We start from the raw sequence: 18,261 nt of genomic DNA, 5'->3' as shown, positions 1-18,261 counted from the left end.
TCAAACCAGATAACGCCGCGCCAGCAGCGCCCAGTATGCAGCGCCAATGGCCAGGTTGGCGTCGTTGAAGTCGTAACCCGGGTTGTGCACCATGCAGGCGCCCAGCTTGTCGCCATCCCCGTTTCCGATCAACAGGTAGCTGCCGGGGCACTTCTCCAGCATGAAAGCGAAGTCTTCGCTGCCGGTGAGCGGCGGGGCCTGCAGCACGACGCGCTCGGCACCAACCAATTCGCTGCCAATCTGGCGGGCGAAGTCGGTTTCGTCCTTGCTGTTGACCAGTGCCGCGTAGCCGCGCCGGTAGTCGATTTCAGCCTTGACGCCAAAGCTCTGCGCCTGAGCGTGGGTGATTTCGGTAATGCGCTGCTGCAGCAGACTGCGCACCTCAGAATCGAGCGCGCGCACGCTCAGCTCGAGATATGCGCTGTCGGGAATGACGTTATTGACGCGCCCGGATTGCAGCACCCCCACGGTCACCACCGCTGTTTGCAGTGGATCGACATTGCGCGAGACTACTGTCTGCAACGCCATCACCAGGCTGGCTGCTGCCACCACCGGATCGGCTGTCTTGTGCGGCACAGCGCCGTGACCACCATGACCTACCAGCGTAATGTAGACCTTGTCAGAGGAGGCCATCATTGGGCCTTCGCGAAAGATCAAGTGCCCCTGTGGCCAGCCGGGCATGTTGTGCATGCTGAAGACAGCGTCACATGGGTATTTGTCGAACAGGCCGTCGTTGATCATGCGTACGGCGCCACAGTCGCTGGTGCCGTATTCCTCCGCAGGCTGGAAAATCAGGTTGAGTGTCCCTGAGAAGTCACCCTGCTCTGCCAGCACCCTGGCTGCCGCCAACAGCATGGCCGTATGTCCGTCGTGGCCGCAGGCGTGCATGACGCCCTGGTTGCGACTTGCGTACTGCAGCCCCGTGGCCTCCTGGATCGGCAGTGCATCCATGTCCGCGCGCAGGCCCAGCGTGCGCTTGCCGTCGCCACGCTGGAGTTGCCCGACCACACCGGTTCCGCCCAGGCCGCGCTCAACGTGGTAACCCCAGTCCCGCAGTCGTGCAGCCACCAAATCACTGGTGCGCAGCTCTTCGAATGGCAGCTCGGGGTGCTGATGGATATCACGGCGCAAAGCGATGAACTCGTCTTCGTGTGCGCGTACCGCCTGCAAGGTGTCTTGAACAGTCATGCTATGAACTCACAGTCCGGAAAAATTCGCCTGGTGATCATTTCTGTAGTTCCTTATCACCGCCGGTTTCGCGCATGAGCAGAATGCCGACGATGGCGATCAAGCTGGTGATAAGTACGTAGAGCGCTGGCGCCGCCGGGTTGTTGGTCACCTTGATCAGCCAGGTGATCACCAGTTGCGCGGTGCCGCCAAACAGCGCCACACCAAAGGCATAGGCAATCGACAGCCCGAGCGCGCGTACATGACCAGGGAACAGCTCCGGGATGGCCACCAGCGTTGGCGCGCCACCAATGCCCGTGAGCAATGCCAGCAGCGCAGTCGCCAGTGCCAGAGTGGCAACGCTGGTATGGTCGATGAGCAGCATATAAGCCGGATAGACCAGAACAAACAATGCCACGCGAGCCCAGAGCATCACAGGTTTGCGCCCATACAGATCTGACAGCCAGCCCCCCAGCAGCGCACCCGCCCAGGTCGCCACGCCGAATACGATGGTCGCCGACATGGCGATCGTCGCGGAGAGCTTGAGCGTGGTCACGGCATAAGTGGTCATGTAGATCGCCGCATAGGTCGAGATCGTCACACCCAGGATCACCATGAGCGCCAGCATGATCGGGCGCAGATGGTGCCGGATATCGGCCAGCGGGCTCTTGATGGGTCCGCTATGCGTGGGATGCTCGAGGCTCTCAGGCATGTGGCGGCGCAGAAAGAAAGCAATGGGGATCAATGCCAGACCGAGCAAAAAAGGGATACGCCAACCCCACGCCAGCATCTGCTCCTTGCTTAGCGCCAGCGTGAGCACAATGCCGACGACGCCAGCCGCCAGCGACGCTATGCCCTGGCTGGCAAGCTGCCAGCTGCCATACAGGCCACGCCGGCCCGGGGGGGCGATCTCGATCAGATACGTCGTAGACGGCCCGACCTCGCCGCCCAGGGCCAGCCCCTGCACCAGCCGACAGGCAATGACGATGATGGGTGCCGCCAATCCGATGCTTGCGTACGAGGGTGTGAGCGCCATGCCGATCGTGCCGATCGTGATGAGCGCAATGGTCAACAGCATGGCCGGCTTGCGTCCGACACGATCAGCAAAAGAGCCGATCAGCAGCCCGCCCAAAGGGCGCGTGATGAAGCCAACGCCAAAGACCGCTACCGACAGCATCACCGTGACCAGCGGCTCGTCAGCAGGAAAGAAGGTCTGGCCGATATATACCGCGAAGAACGCGTAGGTGGTGAAATCAAAGAACTCCAGCGCGTTGCCCGCCACTGTTGCAGCCACGACGCGGGGCTGCACCTTGCTCGTCGCGGCAGTTAAATTGTTCGATACGCCCTGGGATGTGGGCGGCAACGCGACGTCGCCCATACTGGAATTTTGAACGCCCATGAATTTGTCTCCGGATGATTGCTGCTGCCCTGGACGACAGCGTGCGAAATCATATGAATCATGATCAAATGCGTCTAATGCATAATTTATTCGGAATGCATTCAAAAAACTCATGCGACTAAGGAAATGAACCTGCGCCATCTGGAGTACCTGCTGGCTGTGGCGGACACCGGTTCGTTCAGCCGCGCCGCAGAACGTTGCCACATCACCCAGTCCGCCCTGAGTCGCAGCATTCAGACCCTCGAAGACGACCTCGGAGCACGTCTGATCGACCGAATGGGCAAGCGCAACGAGTTGACGCCGTTCGGCCAGACCGTTGCAAGCCGGGCGCGCCGCATGGTGCTGGATGCCGTTGAGCTAAAACGCAGCGCACAGCTATTGCAAGAGGGCTACTTGGGGGTCATCCGCATTGGGCTCGGCGCGGGGCCTACTGCACTGCTGATGCAGCCTTTTCTGCGTTACATGGCCTGCATGCATCCGAGAGTGCAGGTCAGCCTCGAATCCGGCCCCCCGGAGTTGCAGACCAACCGCTTGCGCGAACGTGGATTCGACGCACTGGTTGTGGATCTACGCAGCGTCACGCCAGCTGATGACCTGTTGATCGAAGATTTGGGTCAAATGCGCGGTGGTTTCATCTGTCGCGCGGGTCACCCCCTTGCCAAGCTCAACACCCCCATTACATTTGCACACCTCCAACGCTATCCGTTAGCGTCGACTTCACTTAATCCGGAGTTGGCACGTCTTCTGATCACCCGCTATGGACCCGCAGCGGATCCCCAGGTCGCGGTGACCCTGCGCTGCAACGATGTCAACAGTTTGCTACACGCGGTACAAGGCAGTGACGCGGTGTTCCTCGGCCTCGTCAGCCCCGCGCGTGAAGCCATCGCCAACGGTAGCTTGGTGGAGTTGCCTATCACTCCGGCGTTGAACGAGGGCGCACACTTTGCGTTCGTTACCCTGGCCGACCGTACTGAAGCGCCTGCCATGGGAATTTTTCGCCAGTTTGTAGCCGAGCATCTGCATGACTGAGATCCCCTTGTGGGCCACGCTAAATCTTCCAAGAGCCTTGGTTCAAAGTCTGCGAGCACCGGGGGCATCCACTCATCCCGATTGCACTTGAATGCAATCTCGTAAAAGATTTGGAACAGCCTTGAAGGATCGCAATCGCTGCCAAGCGGGCGCTCGCAAAAAATTGACGAGCGGTTGGAACGAGTCGATTGCTGCAAACCGTCGTGTCACAGAAGCCGGCCACCAGAAACCCAGCTGCTGGACCATGGCCGACAGTGCTACATATCCAGGCGGGCAAACACATTCAACCGGGAATATCAGCCCCCGAGCCCCACAACTGCCCCACCCCCCGCGCCAGCTCCACCGCCATCGCCACCGCGTTTGTAGGGTGCGCTACGCAATCCGTGCTCCAGAACTCTCCCACCCCTGCCGCGTGCAGCGCGGCCAGGGCCTCTGCGTCGATCAGCGCGTGCGTCACCGCCACGTCCACCGAGGCAGCGCCCGCCTGCAGCAGCAGCCGCGCCGCCTGGGCCAGGGTGTGGCCGGTGCTGGCCATGTCGTCGAGCAGCACCACCGCCCTGCCCTGCACGGCCACGGGTGGCAGGTGGATGGTGACGCTGCGGTCGCCGTGGCGTTCCTTGGTGCAGACGGCGTGCTCCAGGCCGTGGCGCGCGGCGGCCTGGGCCACCCATTGGGCGGATTCGCCGTCGGGGCCCACCAGCAGCGCGCCGGGGCGCTGCTGCACGATCCAGTCGGCCAGCAGCGGCGCGCCGCTCAGGGCCACGGTGCGCGCGGCGGGCACGGCATCGTCAAGCGTGGCGACGCGGTGCAGGTGCGGGTCCACGGTGACCACGGAGTCGAACAGGCTGGCCAGGAAGGGGCCGACGATTCGCTGGCTCACGGCCTCGCCAAGGTGGAAGGCGATGTCCTGGCGCATATAAGCCAGGTACGGCGCCACCAGCGTAAGCTGGCGCACGCCCAGGCTGCGCGCACTGCGCGCGGCGAGCAGCAGCTCGATGAGTTTTTCGTTGGGCTGGTCCAGGCTGCGCAGCAGCACGGCGCGTGCCGGCAGTTGGCCCGCAGCGTCTACGGGCAGGGTGAGCTTGAGCTCGCCATCTGGGAAGCGGTGGCGCGCGATCTCCAGCGCGGGAAGGCCGCAGGCGGCGGCCAGGCGGGCGGCGGCGGCGCGTTCGCCGTCGAAGTGCAGCAGGCAGGCCGCGGGGGCGTCGGGCGCGGCCATGCTCAGAACTCCACGAACACGTGGGGCACATCGTCGGCGCTGCCGATGCGGTAGCCACTGGCGCGATGGCTGGCCTGGCGGGCAAACTCCAGGTCGGCCGGGAAGCCCGCATGCACGCGGTACATGGGCTGGCCTGGGGTCACGGCGTCGCCGAGCTTGCACAGCAGGTCCACGCCCGCGCCCTGCACCTTGGGTGCGCCGGCCAGGCGGGCAATGCGGGCGATCTGCTGGTTGTCTATGCCCGCCACCACGCCGGCGGCGGGTGCGCAGATCTCGAATTGCAGCGCGCCAAGGTTGGGGCTGTTGTGGTCGAACTCCTTGGCGCCCTGCGCGGCGATGATGTCGCGCATGCGCGTCAGTGCGCGGCCGGAGTCGAGGATGTCGCGCGCGATGCCGTAGCCGTCGCCGCCGCGCACGTCGGGGTCGCACTCGATCAGGCGGCCCGCCAGGCGCAGGGCCTTCTGGCGCAGGTCGTTGGGTGCGCGCGGGTCGTTCTCCAGCACGCGCATCACGTCGCGCGCCTCCAGCATGGGGCCTATGCCGTTGCCTATGGGCTGGCGTCCGTCGGTGATGACCACGTCCAGTGACAGGCCCATGCGCTGCGCCACATATTCGAAAAGGCGACGCAGGCGCTGCGCGTCGGGCATAGACCGCACTTTGGCCGTAGGGCCGATGGGGATGTCTAGCACTAGGTGGGTAGAGCCCGCGGCGATCTTCTTGGACAGAATGGACGCCACCATCTGCCCAGCGGAGTCGATGGACAGCGGCCGCTCCACGGAGATGAGCACGTCGTCGGCGGGCGAGAGCTGAGCCGTGCCGCCCCAGGCCAGGCAGCCGTGGTGGTCGCGCACGATGGCCTGCAACTGCTCCAGCGGCAGTTCCACGTGGGCCAGCACCTCCATGGTGTCGGCCGTGCCGGCGGGCGAGGTGATGGCGCGTGAGGAGGTCTTGGGGCACAGCATGCCGTGCGCAGCGACGATGGGAACCACCAGCATGGAGGTGCGGTTGCCCGGGATGCCGCCGATGCAGTGCTTGTCCACCACCTGCGGGGCGTGCCAGTCCAGCCGCTGGCCGGTCTGGACCATGGCGTCGGAGAGGAAGTACACCTCCTCGCGGTCGAGTTCGTCGCGGTTGCAGGCGACGACAAAGGCTGTGAGCTCGATCTTGGAATATCGGTGGTCGGCAATGTCGCGCACGATGGCGCGGAAATCCGCGCGCCCCAGGCGCTCGCCCGCGATCTTGCGGAACAGCGCCCCCATGGATTCGGGCGGCTCGGCCTGGGCCACGGCCACCTTGTAGCCGGGCTCCACGCCCAACTGGGCAAAGGCGTCCTCCGACAGGCCCAGCTCGTGGCAGCCGACGATGGCGGAGTCGTCCACCACGTTCACCGTGGCCAGGATGCGCAGCCCGTTGGCGCGCACCTCGATCTTGGACAGCGCCTGGAAGCCCTCGGCCCGGTACACGGCGCAGTCGCGGTGCAGGTAGGCCACGTTTTCGCGCCAGGTGTCGATGGCCACTCGGCGAAGGGCCAGCTGGGAGCGCGGCGGCGCGTCGTCGGCCGGGGCCGCGGGCATGGCAGATGCGGGTAAGGAAGATGTCGCGGAAGGCATCACGCCAGCCTAACGCCAAAGTGCCCGCTCAGCCCCCGGGAGCTTCCCGCCCTGGCGCGATTGTGCTGCATATCTTCCCGCTCACATGATCTGCATCAAGATTCTGAGCCCGCTCACCGGGGACGCAGGCGCAACAACCGCCCTTGCGGGCTGTCGGTCAGCAGGTACAGCAGGCCGTCGGGCCCCTGGCGCACGTCGCGAATGCGCTCACCGTTGCCTTGCAACAGCCGTTCTTCCTTCTGCACCTTGCCACCCGCCACCTCCAGCCGGTGCAGGGTGCCAAACTTGAGCGACCCGACAAACAGGCTGCCTTGCCACGCCGTGCCGTAGCGCGTGCTGGTCAGGAACGCCATGCCCGAGGGGGCGATGGACGGTGTCCACTGGTGCAGCGGCTGGTCCATGCCTGCGCGCGCTGTGCCTTCGCCCATCTTGCCGCCGCCATAGTTCTCACCGTAGGTGATCACCGGCCAGCCGTAGTTGCGCCCAGGCTGGGGCAGATTGATTTCGTCGCCGCCCTGCGGGCCATGCTCGTGCATCCACAATTTTCCGTCGGGACCTATCGTGGCGCCCTGGGGATTGCGGTGGCCGTAGCTCCAGATCTCGGGCAAGGCGCCGGGCTGCTTCACGTAGGGGTTGTCGGGCGGCGCTGCCCCGTCCGGGGTGATGCGGATGACCTTGCCGTGGTGGTTGTCGAGCTTTTGGGCGTCGTCCTTGCGGTGGTAGCGCTCGCCCAACGCCACAAACAGGTTGCCATCACTGGCCTGGGCAATGCGGCAGCCAAAGTGCAGCGCGCTCTCGACCTTGGGCCGCTGGCTGAAGATGATGCGCACGTCCTGCAGGCTGCTGGCATCTGCCGACAGGGTGGCGCGCGCCACCGCCGTGCTGTTGCCCGCCGTGCCACCAGCGGCGGGCTCGGCAAAACAGAAGTAGATACGGCGGGTGCGGGCAAAGTCGTTGTCGGTCACCACGTCCAGCAGGCCGCCCTGCCCGCCCGCTGCCACCGGCGGGACCCCTGCCAGCGCAGGCCCCACCTGTCCCGTGGCACTGACCACGCGCAGGCGCCCCGGGCGCTCAGTCACCAAAAACTGCCCGCCGGGCAAAAAGGCCACCGCCCAGGGATGCACCAGACCGGTGGCAACGGGCACCAGCGACACCGCTGGCGCAGGGGCGGGTGCGTTTTGGGCATGGGTGACGGTCTGCGTGCCCGTCACTATCAAAAACAGAGCTAGCTGCGCTTTGTACAACGGCGCTACCGGCCGATTTGGTGTCCAACCCATGCCTTCAACCTCCTTGTATTCCCGGGCCATGCTTTACGTCCTGCACCAGCGCGGTACAGCCCCCATCTGGCGCACATCTTGCAAGCTGCAGTTGCCTGTGAAAAGGCTGGAACCACCGATTTATCTGAATGAAATCAACAGCTTGTAAAAACGATTATTTTTTATAAATAACCATATCGTGTTACCCTTCGCCCCCATGTCCAGATGGTTATGCACCCTCATCCTTGCTTGCGCCACCGCAGCGCATGCTGCGCCCCAGGGCACCAATTCTGACGATATGGACCGCTTGCTCGCGGACAAAGGGCTTCTCACTCGACTTGAAGACGTGAGCCACAAGGTGGCAGACAAAGCCCAGACCGTTGCCGGCCATGCGGGTGACCTGGTGGTCAACGCCATGGGCTTTTTGGGCGTCCCCTACAAGCGCGGCGGCAACAGTGCCGAAACCGGGTTTGACTGCAGCGGCTTTGTGCGCGCCATCTACGAACAGACTGTGGGCCTGCTATTGCCCCGCCGTGCCGATCAGCAGGCGGCTGCCACCCAGGTCATCGACAAGAAAGAACTCCAACCCGGCGACCTGGTGTTTTTCAACACCATGCGCCGCAACTTCAGCCACGTGGGCATCTACGTGGGGGACGGCAAGTTCATCCACTCGCCCCGCAGCGGCTCAGAGATTCGGGTGGAAGACATGAGCATCGCCTACTGGGCGCGCCGCTTCAACGGTGCTCGCCGCGTGACCCCCGGCGAGGGTATCGAGAGCGCTCAGACACCCCAAGCGCAGAAGTAGCCCCTAAAACGCTCCCGACTTGCCCGACTTGCCCGACTTGCCCCATTGCCAGCCGAGGGGATCAGGGCTTGACCACGTACACCGTCTCGGTGCTGCGGATCGGGCCACCAGTCACATTGACGGGCCCAGCAGATGGATCGCCTCGCAGCAGTGCCTTGGCAGCGGCCATATCGGCCTGGTAGCGCGCCCGGGCTTCGGATTCACACCCCTTGCGTTCAGCCGTCGGCATGGCGCGGCATTCCTCCAGGCTCACCTTGAGCCCGCCACCCGCTTCGCGAATCGCAGACTGGTAGCGCTGCTGTGGGGTGGTGTCAGGCACTGCACCCCGCGCCAGCGAGGCCTCGTCGCTTTGGGACTGCGCAGCGGCCGGTAACGACAGCGCACCGCCCAAGGCCAGGGCCGACAACAGTACTGCAGCCGGTCGCGCCACCCAAAGGTTCCATGACCGGCGCTGGGCCCCGGCCGATGCCACGGAGCCAGAAGTGAGGAGAGTGGAGGACGAAGTGAACATGGTCGGTACACCTTTCTGTCTTGATAAAGTTTGCGGCGATTGCAACTGCGAGATGCACCCAACCGCCCTTTGCATGCCCCACTGTAGCCCCGTGCGTGACCTGCTCAGCGCCAGCACCAGCCGCGCTACCATGTCGGACACGACCCACAGGGCATTGCCATGAACCACTCTCCCGCACTGCCAACCGACGCAGCGGCTGCACATGACAAGGGCTATCTAAGGCGCCTGCTGTCCGAGCGCAACCAAATGCCTGCCGGCGGCACCGGCGTGATTGATGCCGCGATTGAACAGGCGTTTGTGCGCAGCGTGGCCATTCTGGTGCTGGACATGTGCGGCTTCTCGCGCATCACCCAGAGCCACGGCATCATCCATTTCCTGGCGATGATCCACCAGATGGAGCAGGCGGCGCGGCCGGCCATCGAAGGCAATGGCGGCGAGGTCATCAAGCAGGAGGCCGACAACCTGTTTGCAGTCTTCGCCACGCCCGAGCAAGCGCTCGAGGCCGCCCTGGACACCTTGCGCGCCCTGAGCGCCATGAACACCGTGCTACCCCCCGAGCGGGCGCTGAACGTGAGCGCAGGCATTGGCTTTGGCCCCACCCTGGTGATTGCGCGCGAAGACCTGTTTGGTCCCGAAATGAATTGCGCCTGCAAACTGGGCGAAGACATTGCCATGGCCAACGAGATCCTGCTCACCGAGGCGGCCTGGACCAGCCTGCCCACTGGGCGCTACGTGTGCTCACGCACCGACCACCAGATATCGGGGATGGAATTGCACGCTTACCGCTTTGATCGCTGCCTTTTTGACCGCCCCTTGCATCCCTCGGCCGCCCCATCTCCCACCACATCCCTGCCTGCGGGACGCTGACAGGGGGCATTGTCCGACAGCATTTGGACTGCCCGATCTGTAAAGTGACTCCATCGTCTGAACCAACTATCAAGGGGGAAAACATGCTGTCATTGCTGGGGATGTTGCTGATTGGTTTGGTGGTGGGCCTGATCGCCCGGGCCGTCAAACCCGGGGACGACAAGCTGGGCTGGATCATGACGGCGCTGCTGGGTATTGCAGGCTCTTTTCTTGCCAGCTACGTCGGTATGGCCCTGGGTTGGTATGCGCAAGGGGACAGCGCTGGCTGGATTGCCTCGGTGCTTGGAGCCGTCGCCCTGCTGGTGGTGTATGGCCTGGTCAAGGGCAAGTCTTGAGACTTGATAAAACGCGCTGAGCTGCCCACATTTACGCTTAGAACCTGTTCTTAGACACCCACATTCGTCCACCCACCTTCTTTCAAATTGCCACCCATGCCCACCTCACTGCAAATGGCTGCCGGAGACCCTGAACTGGCTGCGGCCGTGCGCCGCGCGCGCAAGCTGCTGCACCGCCGCGCGGTGGTGGCAGCAGCCGCCAGTGTGGTGCCTGTGCCGGGGCTGGACTGGGCGGTGGATGCCGCCCTGCTCTCCCGCCTGATCCCCCAGATCAACGCTGAGTTCGGCCTCACAGCCGAGCAGATCGACCAGCTGGACCCCAAAAAGCGGGAGCAGGTGCAAAAGGCGGTGGGCTTGGTGGGGTCGGTGCTCATCGGCAAGCTGATCACCCGCGAGCTGGTCTTGCGGGCCACCCAGACTGTGGGGCTGCGGCTCAGCACCAAACAGGTCGCCAAATACGTGCCCCTGGCCGGCCAAGCGGTGGCGGCGACCATCGGCTACGCCACCCTGCGCTACCTGGGGGAGCAGCACTTGCGGGACTGCATCCGTGTGGTACAGCAGGCCCAGCTGCACTTGCCGCCGCCGACGTCAGCCTCTGCGGTGAAACACTGACTCCCGAGCCCGATGGCAACAAGAAAAAAGGGCCCTGGGGCCCTTTATTCTTCGTAGCGACGCCGTACCGGCTGCGCGTCAACTCGCCGAGCAGACAAAGCTGCTGGCATCCTCCACACTGCCCGAGCCCTTGTACTTGGCAAACTGCGGGTAGGGGCACAGCGGACGCGTGCGGTTGGGGAAGTCGGTGTTGGTGGGCAGCGCCTTGGCCGCAATGCTTTGCGGTGCGATGCCCTTCTCCACCCAGTCCACCATGGTCTGGATCGAGTCAAAGTTGTCGGTAGCCGGACCGCCCGAGCAGTGGTTCATGCCCGGCACCAGGAAGGTCCGCGCAAAGTTCTGCGTGGCCGCCATGCCGCCGTTGTTCGCGGCCAGGCGTTCGTAGTAGTCCACCGTGTCAAACGCCGAGAAGATCGGGTCAGACATGCCGTGGATGAACAGCAGCTTGCCGCCGCGCTGCTTGTAGGCCGCCAGTTTGTCGTCGGCATAGGTGTCGTAGACGGCAGAGTACGCGGCCAGGCGTGCGGGGTCGGTATCAAAGTTGAAGGCCAGCGGGTTGAACGAGAGATCCGGCGGTGTGAAGAACTCGTTGACCAGGGCATCCACCATCAGTGTGATGTAGCGTGCGTCGGGCGTGGCCGTGGTCGAGTTACCCAGCGTCCAGGACCGCCAGCCGGGAGCCGCCAGCCCGGCATCCCACGGTTGGCCGGTGTACAGCGCCTTGCCCACGGAGTTGCGGGGCCCGGCAAACACGCTCTTGAGCGCACCCACCTGGGCGGACGACAGGCAGCTGTCGGTCTTGCCGCCCGTGCATTGCAGCACGGCGGGGTCAAACGCCTTGCAGGCATTGACGTTTTGGGCCAGGCCGTCCACCACGCCGTCGGCCGCGTCGCAGGTGGCATTGACTGCAGTGGCCACCAGTTTGAGGTCGCTGTTGCTGAAGGCCTTGGAGAGGATGCGGTTGCCACTGGCGTCCTGCGGCGCAATGGCGTTGAACTGGATGGTGTTCCACATGGCGGCCACCGTGGCACCGCTGGACACGCGCATAGCGGGCGCTCCGGCGGTGATGCCGTCAAAGTAGTCCGGGAACCGCTGCGAGAACATCATGCCCTGGCGCCCGCCGCCGGAGCAGCCAGAGAAATAAGAGTAGTCGGGCTTGCGGCCGTAGCGCGTGCTGATGAGCGACTTGGAGGCCACAGCCGTCTTGTCGTAAGAGTTGTAGGCATGGTCGGTGCGCGCCTGCGGGTCGGCGCCAAAGCTGGCGCTGGTGCCGGTATGGCCCGCATCGGTGGACACCACCGCAAAGCCCTGCCCCAGTGGCGATGGCGTGCCGCTCGAAATGCTGGAGCTGAGCGAGGTGTCGCGCAGGATGCCGTCGTTGCCGCCCCCGCCGATGAACAGAAAGCGTCCGTTCCAGCGGTCGGGCAGGCTCAACTGAAAACCGATTGCATAGTTCTTGCCATCCACACCCACACGCGGATTGATGGCACCCGTGACCACACAGTGCCCGGGCAAAAAGTCGCCCGTGGCAGCGCCGCCGGGGCGGCGCGTGCCCGGCGGCACATAGCTGGTGGACAAGCTGGTGTTGCTGAGCTGCGCGTTGGTGCTCAATGCGGCGCAAGCGGCGGCCGGGTTGGCGCTCTCGGTCACCAGCACGGCGTTACCGCCGCCGCAGGCACTGAGCAATAACGGCAGCAGCATGGCGGCGGGCAGCGCAACGCGTTGCGCGATGGGGGTGTCCAATGACAGGGATGGCATGGTGGTCTCCTCGGTGAATCGGTCTTGTGGGGTTGAACCATCGGCGCAGGAATGCCCGGCGACGGCCGTCAGGGCGTCGCAGAAGAAGGTGCGCAGATTTTTTGGAGGGCGAAGGGCCTTGCTGCTATCGCAGGGCTTTGCGCCCTGTGATAACGGACCCGTACCGACTCAGTCGGCCTTGAAGCCCGTGGCGGCCACGGCCTTGCCCCAAGTGACCGTGTCGGCCGCGATGATGCGGGCGAACTCCTCGCGACTGGTCCCCGTCACGCGGAAACCGGCCTCTTCCATCTTGGCCTTGCCCTCGGGGGACTGCACGGCCTTGATGATGTCGGCGCTCAGCTTGGCGACGATCTCGGGGGGCGTCTTGGAAGGGGCCACGACGCCGAACCACGAGTTGAACTCCAGGCTGGGGTACCCCTGCTCCTTGATGGTCGGCACATCGGGCAGTGCGTTGGACCGGGTACCGCCTGTGGTGCCCAGCGCCACCAGCTTGCCGGCCTTCACGTTAGGGGCGGCCAGGCCCACGCTGGCAAACACGCCCTGCACGTCACCGCTGAACAGACCGCCCAGCGCATCGGTGGTGTTCTTGTAGTGCACCGGTTCGGGCTTGAGCTTGACTGCCTCGCCAAACATGAAGGCGCCGAAGTGACCCGGCGTGCCCGCGCCAAAGGTGGCCAGGAACAGGCCCTTTTGTTGCTGGGTCCAGGCCACAAAGTCCTTCACATTGCGCGACGGCACCTTTTGCGGGTTGACCAGCAACGCAAAGTCGGCGGTGACCACCTGGCTCACGGGGGCAAAGTCCTTTTGCGGGTCGTACGGCAGCTTGTTGTAGCTGCTGGGCGCAATGCTGAGCTGGCCGGTTTCGCCCAGCATCAGTGTGTAGCCATCGGGGGTGGCGCGGGCGGCCTCGGTCGCAGCGATCAGGCCACCGGCGCCGGGCTTGTTGTCCACGATCACGCCCAGGTTGCCCCAGCCTTCCGACAGCTTCTGCGCCAGCAGCCGCGCCACGATGTCCGGCCCCGTGCCCGCCGGAAAGCCCACGATGATGCGCACCGGCTTGTTGGGGTAACTTGCCGTCTGCGCCAGGGCGCCGGTGGCAGGGGCCAGGGCCGCCACCACCGTGGCTGCCAGGCAGACGCTGCGCAGGGCATGGCGGCGGGAGAGTCCACGAGACAGGGTGCGGGTGAGCGTGGAAAAAGAGGTCATGGCAAGGTCTCCAGGGTGTTGTTGTGTGCTGTCGGTCATCAAAAAAAGGAATAGCAGGACTGCGGTGCGGCTACATCAGCTCCCAGAACCGCATGGCCACGGCGTCCGGGAACCGCGCCCCGGTGCCGGTGAACATGCGCTCCCCGATCCAGCGCAGCGCGGGAGACGCTGTCTCGAACTGGGGGCTGCAGCGAAAGTAGATCTGCGCCGGGTCCACCACCTCGCCACGCACCAGGCGGGCCATCAGCTCCGGCGGGCCGGACCGCACAGCGCGGTTTTGCACATAGATCAGGTCGCCGCCATCCGCCTCCAGCGTGTAGCGCGCGTCCAGCTCGGCCAGGGTGTCGCTCACGATGAGCTGAAAATCCGCCCCGCCAGGCATCACCCGGGCCTGCCAGCCATCGCCCAGGGCTTTCCCGCCCAGGATGGGGATGAGCCGGCGAAGGCCGTGCACGGTGCGGCCCACCTCCTGGGGCACGCCCACCTCCACGCGCAGGTCGGCAAAAAATCGCAAACGGGGTTCCACAAAGGGCACGGGTTCGGTCATGGGCTCCATCTTTCGGGTGTCTGGCAAGGGGATGGCGCATGCTGGACGGCTTGCACCCAGCCTGCTTGCGGGGTTGCACCTAGCGTAAATCCCGTGGTGCTTGACCCCTGTCATCCCTGAAGATGACAGCCATGACAACGCCCACCCGGCACACCCCGCGCGATTCATGAGGCACTGGCTCCCTGCAAGCACCTCGGGCAGCGGCATTGCCCCCACGCCCAACCTCACGGGCTCGGCCCTGGGCGCCATGGTTCACCAGCTGGGCGACGACGGGTTTGCCTGCGGCATGCTGCAAGAGCTGGCCCCCGTGCTGCCCGCAGCGTCGTGGTCGGTGTACCGCACCGGGCGCCATTGCAAACCCACCTTGTTCATGTCTGCCAGTTACGGCATTCCCGACACCACACAGGACTGCTGGTGGGCGTACCTCTCGGGCCCCTACCGCACCGACCGCACCTGGGGCCGCTCGCTGGACGAAGCCGCCCCGGCCGAAGCGCCCACCCAGTTGTGCCACCTGACGGCGCCCGAGGTGGACGCAGAACACCGCGCCCGCGTATACGAAGCCCATGGCGTGGCCGAGCGGGTGTCGGTGGTGGAACACGAGAGCGACGGCTCGGTCTTTGCCGTCAACTTCTACCGCCACCAGCACCAAAAGCCCTTCCAGGACCGGCAGATCAGCGACTTTGAGGGCATGGCCCCGGTGCTGCTGGCGCTGACCCGCAAGCACATCGCCCTGGCCCAGCGCCCCGGCGTGCTGCAACCCGCACTGCAGCCCCCGGCGCAGGCCACGGTGCCCGCGCTGTCCCACAGCCTGCCTGCGCTGCGCGAACGCCTGCTGCGCGCCCACCCAGGGCTGACCGAGCGCGAGCTGGACGTGTGCGCCCGCCTGCTGCAAGGCATGACGCAGGAAGGCATTGCCTGCGACCTGGGCCTGAGCCTGCCCACCGTCAAAACCTACCGCAACCGCGCGTTCAGCCGCCTGGGCATCCACTTTCGCAACGAGCTGTTTGCGCTGGCGCTGGGCACCCAACGCAGCGTTTAGACGAAAGGGCACGCCACGCATGGGCACAATGCCAGCCCATGCCTAGCCTGCCGCAGTCACCCGCTCCACCCACGCCCCCTGCAGGTCGGGCCCATGTGGTCGCGCAATGGGCCCAGGCCCTGCGCAACCGTGCTGACAGTGCCGCCCTGCAGCAGCTGCCCCCGCTGACCGATGCCGAGGCCGCGCAGGTCATGGCCCAGCTGCGGGGCGATGGCAGCCACCCCCCGGGTCACGGCCCGGTGCCCAACACACCCGATGGCGTCGTCCCCGGCCACTTTCGCCCGCGCATCACCCTCATGACGCTGGGTCGGGGCGATGGTCTGCTGGGCATGGCGCCTCAGGGCAAGCTGGGCCCGCGCGGTGACAGCGTGACGCTGGTGCAGATCGACTGGACCTACCGCACCGACAGCGGCGCCACCTGGCAGACGCCCGCGCCCACCTCCATCCTCAACGCGCGCCCGGCCCCCGTGCAAGACCTGTTCGACACCGGTGGCCCGGTGGTGCGCATGCAGCGCAACCTGGCCGCCGAGGCCGATGCCATGGACCGTGTGTGGGACCTGGGCCTCACCCCCGTAGACGCCAAAAACCTGCAGTGGCGCCACCGCGCAGCCGCTGCCACGCTGGGCCCGGTGTGGACCCTGGCGCAAGAGGCGCACTTTGGCGACTTCTGGGCCGATGTGGTTCCCCAGTTGCGCACCGAAGGCTGGACCGTGGTGGTGCACCCCGGCTTTGCGCACGAAAGCGTGCCCGTGCAGCGCTGGAAGCTGCTGATCGCCCCCGACACCGGCGAGTTGCTGGGCAAGGAAGTGGACGGCCCGCTGGCCCCGCGAGAGCGCCCCGTGCAAAAGCTCATGCTGCCCGAGCGCGAGGGCGCCTGGCTGCTCAGCCTGGGCATCGAGATCGATGGGCAAACGCTGGACCTGGCCCCCATGCTGGCCGACCTGCTGCGGCGCGACGCCCGCTGGCTCAACGCGCGGCAGATGGCGGCCATCGATGACATCGCCATCATTTCGCTGCGTGCGCCCGGCGGCAAGCGCATCGAGGCGCCCGCCGGGCCGCTCAAAGCCATCGTGGGGGCCATGGTGGACCTGCTGACCGACCCCACCCGAAAGCAACTCAAGGATGGCGACCCGCTGCGCCTGGGCGCCTGGGAGGCCCGCCGCATCGAGGCCCTGCGCGACGGGCTGGTGTTGGCGCACCGCGTGGGCACGGTGAACGGCTGGAACAACGATTGGCAGTTGCAGGGCGATGCGGGCCTGGCACAGCTCGCCAAGCGCCTGCGCTCTATCGGCACGCCCCAGCCGGTGGCCGCGCCGCAGGGGCTGCAGGTACAACTGCGCCCGTACCAGCTCGAAGGGCTGGCCTGGCTGCAATACCTGCGCGCCCAGGGCCTGGGAGGCATCTTGGCCGACGACATGGGCCTGGGAAAAACCGCACAGGCGCTGGCCCACGTGCTGACCGAAAAGGAGGCCGGGCGTTTGACCCGCCCGGCGCTGGTGGTGCTACCCACCTCGCTGCTCTTCAACTGGCAGGCCGAGGCCGCGCGCATGGCGCCCAGCCTGCGCGTGCTGGCCCTGCATGGCGCGGACCGGGGCAAACGCTACCTGCACATCGCCGACCACGACTTGGTGCTGACCACCTACCCCCTGCTCTGGCGCGATGTGGACGCACTGGCCGCGCAGCCCTTTCACCTGCTGATCCTGGACGAAGCCCAGATGGTGAAGAACGCCGGCAGCCGCAGCGCCCGCGCACTGCGCAAGCTGCAGGCATCGCACCTGCTGTGCCTGACGGGCACGCCGCTGGAGAACCACCTGGGCGAGCTGTGGGCGCAGTTTGACTTTTTGATGCCCGGCTTTCTGGGCGATGTGCGCAGCTTCAACGCCCGCTGGCGCAAGCCCATCGAGGAAAACGGTGAAACCCTGCGCGCCCAGCTGCTGTCGCAGCGCGTGCGCCCCTTCATCCTGCGCCGCCGCAAGCAGGACGTGGCCACCGAGCTGCCACCACGCACCGAAACCACCTTGCTCGTGCAGCTGCAAGGCAAGCAGCGTGAGCTGTACGAGGCCGTGCGCACCATGGCCGACAAACAGGTGCGCCGCGCCCTGGAACGGCAGGGCTTTGAGGGTTCACAAATCGCCATCCTCGATGCCCTGCTGAAACTGCGCCAGGTCTGCTGCGATCCACGCCTCGTCAAAGGCACCACGAAAACATCGCACTCGATGGAGCGCGCCAAGCTCGAACTGCTGGCCGACCTGCTGCCCGCCCTGGTCGATGAAGGCCGCCGCGTTCTGGTGTTCTCGCAGTTCACCGAAATGCTGGCGCTGGCGGCTGAGCTGCTCGACACCCTGGCCCTGCCCTACCTCACCCTCACAGGCCAGACGCCGCCCCGCCAGCGCGGCGCGGTGGTGCGGCAGTTCCAGGCGCAGGGCGACGCAAGCGCCGCCATCCTGCTGGTAAGCCTCAAGGCCGGTGGCCTGGGCCTGAACCTCACCGCCGCCGACACCGTGATCCACCTGGACCCGTGGTGGAACCCTGCCGTCGAAGAACAGGCTACCGCGCGCGCCCATCGCATCGGGCAGGACCAGCCGGTGTTCGTCTACAAGCTGGTGGTGGAAGGCAGCATTGAGGAGCGCATGCTCGAGCTGCAAGCCCGTAAGGCCGCGCTGGCCCAGGGCGTGCTGGGGCACGATGCCGAAGGCGCAGTCAAGTTCAGCGAGGCTGATCTGCATGCGCTGCTCGCACCCCTTACCGAACCGGCCAACAACCCGCTGGGCATACCCGGCGAAGACGCGCTGCGCTGGGGCGGCACAGGTAAACGGCGGCCCCGGCCGCTGCAGCCACCGGAAACCTGATTTTTGGGCGTTTTTGCCCTGTAGCGCTGGTAATTCATGCGCTGACAGCTAT

At 65.6% G+C, this 18,261-nt stretch carries 16 protein-coding genes; 7 read left to right on the top strand and 9 right to left on the bottom strand.

Annotation, left to right across the window (positions count from 1 at the left end):
• A complete protein-coding gene (locus C380_RS11605) occupies positions 1 to 1,188 on the bottom strand; it encodes a M20 aminoacylase family protein (protein ID WP_015014041.1) in 1,188 nt (395 codons plus the stop codon).
• A 37-nt stretch (positions 1,189 to 1,225) separates the two neighbouring features.
• The gene (locus tag C380_RS11600) at positions 1,226 to 2,566 is read right to left on the bottom strand and encodes an MFS transporter (protein ID WP_042423661.1); all 1,341 of its coding nucleotides are present in this window, start codon (positions 2,564 to 2,566) and stop codon (positions 1,226 to 1,228) included.
• Positions 2,567 to 2,692: 126 nt separating this feature from the next.
• On the opposite strand from C380_RS11600, the gene C380_RS11595 reads away from it, so the two are divergent.
• Complete coding sequence (locus C380_RS11595) at positions 2,693 to 3,595, top strand: LysR family transcriptional regulator (RefSeq protein WP_015014039.1); 903 nt, start codon at positions 2,693 to 2,695, stop codon at positions 3,593 to 3,595.
• 283 nt (positions 3,596 to 3,878) lie between these two features.
• On the opposite strand, the gene C380_RS11590 is transcribed toward C380_RS11595, so the two are convergent.
• The 3 genes from C380_RS11590 to C380_RS11580 all read right to left on the bottom strand — a co-directional run bounded on the left by C380_RS11590 (position 3,879) and on the right by C380_RS11580 (position 7,701).
• Positions 3,879 to 4,814 (bottom strand): ribose-phosphate diphosphokinase, encoded by a 936-nt coding sequence (locus C380_RS11590; protein ID WP_015014038.1) that lies wholly within the window; start codon positions 4,812 to 4,814, stop codon positions 3,879 to 3,881.
• Between the two features lie 2 nt (positions 4,815 to 4,816).
• Positions 4,817 to 6,388, bottom strand: a complete 1,572-nt coding sequence (locus C380_RS11585) for a thymidine phosphorylase family protein (protein WP_015014037.1) — start codon at positions 6,386 to 6,388, stop codon at positions 4,817 to 4,819.
• Positions 6,389 to 6,537: 149 nt separating this feature from the next.
• Positions 6,538 to 7,701 (bottom strand): PQQ-dependent sugar dehydrogenase, encoded by a 1,164-nt coding sequence (locus C380_RS11580; RefSeq protein WP_148279953.1) that lies wholly within the window; start codon positions 7,699 to 7,701, stop codon positions 6,538 to 6,540.
• Positions 7,702 to 7,897: 196 nt separating this feature from the next.
• Between C380_RS11580 and C380_RS11575 the strand changes: the two genes are divergently transcribed.
• Positions 7,898 to 8,485: a C40 family peptidase gene (locus tag C380_RS11575; protein ID WP_015014035.1), complete on the top strand. Its 588-nt coding sequence runs from the start codon at positions 7,898 to 7,900 to the stop codon at positions 8,483 to 8,485.
• Positions 8,486 to 8,546: 61 nt separating this feature from the next.
• On the opposite strand, the gene C380_RS11570 is transcribed toward C380_RS11575, so the two are convergent.
• A complete protein-coding gene (locus C380_RS11570; protein WP_238544097.1) occupies positions 8,547 to 8,996 on the bottom strand; it encodes a hypothetical protein in 450 nt (149 codons plus the stop codon).
• 159 nt (positions 8,997 to 9,155) lie between these two features.
• On the opposite strand from C380_RS11570, the gene C380_RS11565 reads away from it, so the two are divergent.
• The 3 genes from C380_RS11565 (at position 9,156) to C380_RS11555 (ending at position 10,810) form a co-directional block, all read left to right on the top strand.
• The gene (locus C380_RS11565; protein WP_015014033.1) at positions 9,156 to 9,863 is read left to right on the top strand and encodes an adenylate/guanylate cyclase domain-containing protein; all 708 of its coding nucleotides are present in this window, start codon (positions 9,156 to 9,158) and stop codon (positions 9,861 to 9,863) included.
• A gap of 83 nt (positions 9,864 to 9,946) precedes the next feature.
• Complete coding sequence (locus C380_RS11560; RefSeq protein ID WP_015014032.1) at positions 9,947 to 10,198, top strand: GlsB/YeaQ/YmgE family stress response membrane protein; 252 nt, start codon at positions 9,947 to 9,949, stop codon at positions 10,196 to 10,198.
• Positions 10,199 to 10,294: 96 nt separating this feature from the next.
• Positions 10,295 to 10,810 carry a hypothetical protein gene (locus C380_RS11555; protein ID WP_015014031.1) on the top strand — a complete coding sequence of 172 codons (516 nt, stop codon included), beginning with the start codon at positions 10,295 to 10,297 and terminating at the stop codon, positions 10,808 to 10,810.
• A gap of 78 nt (positions 10,811 to 10,888) precedes the next feature.
• Here the strand turns inward: C380_RS11555 and C380_RS11550 are convergent, their stop codons facing one another.
• From C380_RS11550 to C380_RS11540, 3 genes are all read right to left on the bottom strand, one after another.
• On the bottom strand, positions 10,889 to 12,568 hold the full coding sequence (locus tag C380_RS11550) for a DUF6351 family protein (RefSeq protein WP_015014030.1): 1,680 nt from the start codon (positions 12,566 to 12,568) through the stop codon (positions 10,889 to 10,891).
• Positions 12,569 to 12,736: 168 nt separating this feature from the next.
• Positions 12,737 to 13,774, bottom strand: a complete 1,038-nt coding sequence (locus tag C380_RS11545) for a tripartite tricarboxylate transporter substrate binding protein (protein WP_015014029.1) — start codon at positions 13,772 to 13,774, stop codon at positions 12,737 to 12,739.
• Between the two features lie 70 nt (positions 13,775 to 13,844).
• Positions 13,845 to 14,321 carry a DUF3237 domain-containing protein gene (locus tag C380_RS11540; RefSeq protein ID WP_015014028.1) on the bottom strand — a complete coding sequence of 159 codons (477 nt, stop codon included), beginning with the start codon at positions 14,319 to 14,321 and terminating at the stop codon, positions 13,845 to 13,847.
• A gap of 166 nt (positions 14,322 to 14,487) precedes the next feature.
• Here C380_RS11540 and C380_RS11535 point away from each other — a divergent pair, with 166 nt between their 5' ends.
• The gene (locus C380_RS11535; RefSeq protein WP_015014027.1) at positions 14,488 to 15,360 is read left to right on the top strand and encodes a LuxR family transcriptional regulator; all 873 of its coding nucleotides are present in this window, start codon (positions 14,488 to 14,490) and stop codon (positions 15,358 to 15,360) included.
• Between the two features lie 38 nt (positions 15,361 to 15,398).
• On the top strand, positions 15,399 to 18,209 hold the full coding sequence (locus C380_RS11530; RefSeq protein ID WP_015014026.1) for a DEAD/DEAH box helicase: 2,811 nt from the start codon (positions 15,399 to 15,401) through the stop codon (positions 18,207 to 18,209).
• Positions 18,210 to 18,261 lie beyond the last annotated feature (52 nt).

This window comes from Acidovorax sp. KKS102 (assembly GCF_000302535.1).
Classification (GTDB): Bacteria; Pseudomonadota; Gammaproteobacteria; order Burkholderiales; family Burkholderiaceae_C; genus Acidovorax.
The sequence above is the reverse complement of the archived record's forward strand: the minus strand, read 5'-3'. Positions and strand labels throughout refer to the sequence as shown.

Coding starts and splice junctions, on each gene's coding strand:
- C380_RS11605 (WP_015014041.1), bottom strand. CDS start 1,188: ATGACTGTTCAAGACACCTTGCAGGCGGTACGCGCACACGAAGACGAG.
- C380_RS11600 (WP_042423661.1), bottom strand. CDS start 2,566: ATGGGCGTTCAAAATTCCAGTATGGGCGACGTCGCGTTGCCGCCCACA.
- C380_RS11595 (WP_015014039.1), top strand. CDS start 2,693: ATGAACCTGCGCCATCTGGAGTACCTGCTGGCTGTGGCGGACACCGGT.
- C380_RS11590 (WP_015014038.1), bottom strand. CDS start 4,814: ATGGCCGCGCCCGACGCCCCCGCGGCCTGCCTGCTGCACTTCGACGGC.
- C380_RS11585 (WP_015014037.1), bottom strand. CDS start 6,388: ATGCCCGCGGCCCCGGCCGACGACGCGCCGCCGCGCTCCCAGCTGGCC.
- C380_RS11580 (WP_148279953.1), bottom strand. CDS start 7,701: ATGGGTTGGACACCAAATCGGCCGGTAGCGCCGTTGTACAAAGCGCAG.
- C380_RS11575 (WP_015014035.1), top strand. CDS start 7,898: ATGTCCAGATGGTTATGCACCCTCATCCTTGCTTGCGCCACCGCAGCG.
- C380_RS11570 (WP_238544097.1), bottom strand. CDS start 8,996: ATGTTCACTTCGTCCTCCACTCTCCTCACTTCTGGCTCCGTGGCATCG.
- C380_RS11565 (WP_015014033.1), top strand. CDS start 9,156: ATGAACCACTCTCCCGCACTGCCAACCGACGCAGCGGCTGCACATGAC.
- C380_RS11560 (WP_015014032.1), top strand. CDS start 9,947: ATGCTGTCATTGCTGGGGATGTTGCTGATTGGTTTGGTGGTGGGCCTG.
- C380_RS11555 (WP_015014031.1), top strand. CDS start 10,295: ATGCCCACCTCACTGCAAATGGCTGCCGGAGACCCTGAACTGGCTGCG.
- C380_RS11550 (WP_015014030.1), bottom strand. CDS start 12,568: ATGCCATCCCTGTCATTGGACACCCCCATCGCGCAACGCGTTGCGCTG.
- C380_RS11545 (WP_015014029.1), bottom strand. CDS start 13,774: ATGACCTCTTTTTCCACGCTCACCCGCACCCTGTCTCGTGGACTCTCC.
- C380_RS11540 (WP_015014028.1), bottom strand. CDS start 14,321: ATGACCGAACCCGTGCCCTTTGTGGAACCCCGTTTGCGATTTTTTGCC.
- C380_RS11535 (WP_015014027.1), top strand. CDS start 14,488: ATGAGGCACTGGCTCCCTGCAAGCACCTCGGGCAGCGGCATTGCCCCC.
- C380_RS11530 (WP_015014026.1), top strand. CDS start 15,399: ATGCCTAGCCTGCCGCAGTCACCCGCTCCACCCACGCCCCCTGCAGGT.